At 75.9% G+C, this 2,558-nt stretch carries 2 protein-coding genes; one reads left to right on the forward strand and one right to left on the reverse strand.

Features of this window, described 5'->3' with window-relative positions; all coding sequences use genetic code 11:
- Nucleotides 1–129 precede the first annotated feature (129 nt).
- The gene (locus tag VR44_RS38650) at nt 130–1,014 is read left to right on the forward strand and encodes a trypsin-like serine peptidase (protein WP_052714030.1); all 885 of its coding nucleotides are present in this window, start codon (nt 130–132) and stop codon (nt 1,012–1,014) included.
- 40 nt (nt 1,015–1,054) lie between these two features.
- Here VR44_RS38650 and VR44_RS38655 read toward each other — a convergent pair whose 3' ends face one another.
- Nucleotides 1,055–2,512, reverse strand: coding sequence for an FAD-dependent oxidoreductase (locus VR44_RS38655; protein WP_211275222.1), 1,458 nt, complete (start codon nt 2,510–2,512; stop codon nt 1,055–1,057).
- Nucleotides 2,513–2,558: the final 46 nt, after the last annotated feature.

A 2,558-nucleotide genomic window follows, 5' to 3' on the forward strand; every position in this document is an offset into this window, starting at 1 on the left:
GGCGAGGAGAGTTGTGAGGAGGGTTGTGAGGAGGGTTGTGAGGAGGGGCACATTCCGGCCGGGAACCCAAGGGGGCGGCCGGCCGTTCCGGGGGGTTGACGGGTGGTCCTCGGCGGTGGGAGTGGCGCGATGACGGGCAGGACCGTACGGGTCTGCGTGCTGGCCGGGGTGTGCTGCGCCCTGGTGGTCGCCGGGGTGGCCTTCGGCATGAACCGGATGGGGACCGTCGTCCGCGGGGACGCGGAGCAGGGGCGGTACGTGCAGGACACCGCGCTCGCCGACGGGGCCGCCGCCGCGGCCCTGGAGAAGCTGACCGAGGAACCCCCGCCCGTACGGGTCCTCGCGGAGGAGCCCTGGAAGGCATCCGACCCGCTCGAAGCCCGGGACGTGCCCGCCGAGCCGGCGATCGGGGCGCTGTTCTCCCCCGGGCTGGACTGGGACGACGACCACCACTGCTCGGGCAGCGTGGTGCACTCGGCCGGCGGGGACCTGGTCGTCACCGCCGCGCACTGCGTGTACGCGGGCGGGTTCCGGAACAACCTGGCCTTCGTGCCGGGGTACGAGGAGGGGAAGGCACCCTACGGGGTGTGGGTACCCACCCGGATCGACGTGGACCCGCGGTGGGTGCGGGACTCCGACCCCGATGCCGACGTGGCGTTCATACGGGTGCGCCGGGCCGGGCACCCCGGGCAGCGGCTGGAGGACGTCACGGGGGCGCACCCGATCCGCTTCGGCCAGCAGCTGCCGGTCCCGGCGCGGCTGGTGGGGTACCCGAACGACACCGAGCGGCCGCTGGGCTGCTCGAACACGGCCGTGGCCGACGGGCCGACGCAACTGCGCCTCGACTGCGCGGACGTGCCGAACGGCACCAGCGGCGGTCCCGTCCTGACCTCCGGGAACAGCCTGATCGGCGTCATCGGCGGGCGGGACGGGGGTGGCGACGAGACCACCTCGTTCAGCAGCTACTTCGGGGACGGCGTACGGGCCCTGTACGAGCGGGCCGTACGGGACTGAGGCCCGCGCGGCCGGCCGCCCGCCCCTGCGGGACCCGGCCCTACGGGGTGTGGGCGGGGTAGGGCGGGGCGTCGGGGGCGGTCGGCAGCCGCCACTTCGACAGGACGCGCAGCACCGTGCCCGGGGTGAGCAGGGCGGCCGGCGGGGTGGACAGGGAGAGGACGCCGAAGAAGGCGGACGAGAGGGCGGGGTCGGTGTTGGCTCCGGCCATGACGCGGGACATGTAGCGCTGGAGGATGCGGGTCGCCCGGTCGGGCGGCGGGCCCTCGGTCCACGGGTAGCGGAGGTCCTCGCTGGTGGCGATCTGCCAGGCCACGTCGGCGGCCGCCACGGTACGCCGCTGGAGGGCGCGGCACTCGGCGGGGATGCGCCGGGCCGGCAGGCCGGCCAGGGCCTGGTCCAGGGCGTGCGCCGCGGTGGCGGCGACGGTCATGCCGTGCCCGTACACGGGGTTGAAGCGGCAGGCGGCGTCACCGACGACGAGGAGTCCGTCGGGCCAGCGGTCCATCCGCTCGTAGTGGCGCCACTCGTTGGCGGTGGCCCGGAACCCGGTGGGCTCGGTGAGCGGTTCGCCGTCGCGGATGGCCTCGTAGAGGGCGGGGCTGCGCAGGGTGCGGGTGAACTCCAGGAACTCCGGGTCCTTCGTGGGCGGGGCGTGCTCGCCGTTGCCGACGAGGGTCGCCAGCCAGCGGCCGTCCTCCAGCGGCACCAGCACTCCGCCGCGCGGGCTGTCGGTGCGCCCCTGGAGCCGGGACCCGGCGGTGCCCGGGGCCGCGGGGAGGGCGTAGACGCGGCTGGAGTAGCCGAGGTGGGAGTCGTACCGGGTGACCTCGGGGGCGGGGTAGCCGAGGGCGGCCAGCCAGGCGGGGGCCCGGGAGGTGCGGCCGGTGGCGTCCACCACCAGCCGGGCGGCCAGCGGGGGCCGGTCGCGCAGGGTGACGCCGGTGACGGAGCGGCCGTCCGGTCCGGCGACGAGCCCGGTCACGAACCGGCCGCCCAGCACCTCGATGCGGCGGTCGCGGCGCACGGCCCGGCAGACCATCCAGTCGAGCAGCTCGCGGCCGGCGATCAGGACCCTGGCTCCGGGGACGGGCTGGAACCAGTCGGCCGGGCTGAGCCAGAGGAGGTCGCGCGGGGACTCCAGCAGGGCGGCGCCGGCGCCGGTCAGCTCGGCCGTGGTCCCGGGGAGCAGCCGCTCCATCACCTCGATGCCGCGCGACCACAGGATGTGCGCGTGCCGGGACTGCGGTACGCCGGGGCGGAACGCGGGGCCGGTTTCAGGGAGTTCGTCCCGGTCGAGGACGGTCACGCGGGGGAAGTGCTCCGCGAGGACCCGCGCCGTCAGCAGCCCGGCGAGCCCGGCCCCGAGGACCACGGCGTGGTCCTCGTCCCCGCCGTCCTCGTCCGGGTGGTGGGGGCCGGGGGCGTGACCCTCCGCGCGGGGGCGTTCGTGGGCGTCGTCCGAGCCGGCTGGGTGGTTGTCCGGAGTGTCGTCCATCTTCACGAGTGTGGGGTGACGCGCGGCGCCGGGGCAGGTTCCGTCC

The organism is Streptomyces katrae (assembly GCF_000966975.1).
Classification (GTDB): domain Bacteria; phylum Actinomycetota; class Actinomycetes; order Streptomycetales; family Streptomycetaceae; genus Streptomyces; species Streptomyces katrae.

Coding starts and splice junctions, on each gene's coding strand:
- VR44_RS38650 (WP_052714030.1), top strand. CDS start 130: ATGACGGGCAGGACCGTACGGGTCTGCGTGCTGGCCGGGGTGTGCTGC.
- VR44_RS38655 (WP_211275222.1), bottom strand. CDS start 2,512: ATGGACGACACTCCGGACAACCACCCAGCCGGCTCGGACGACGCCCAC.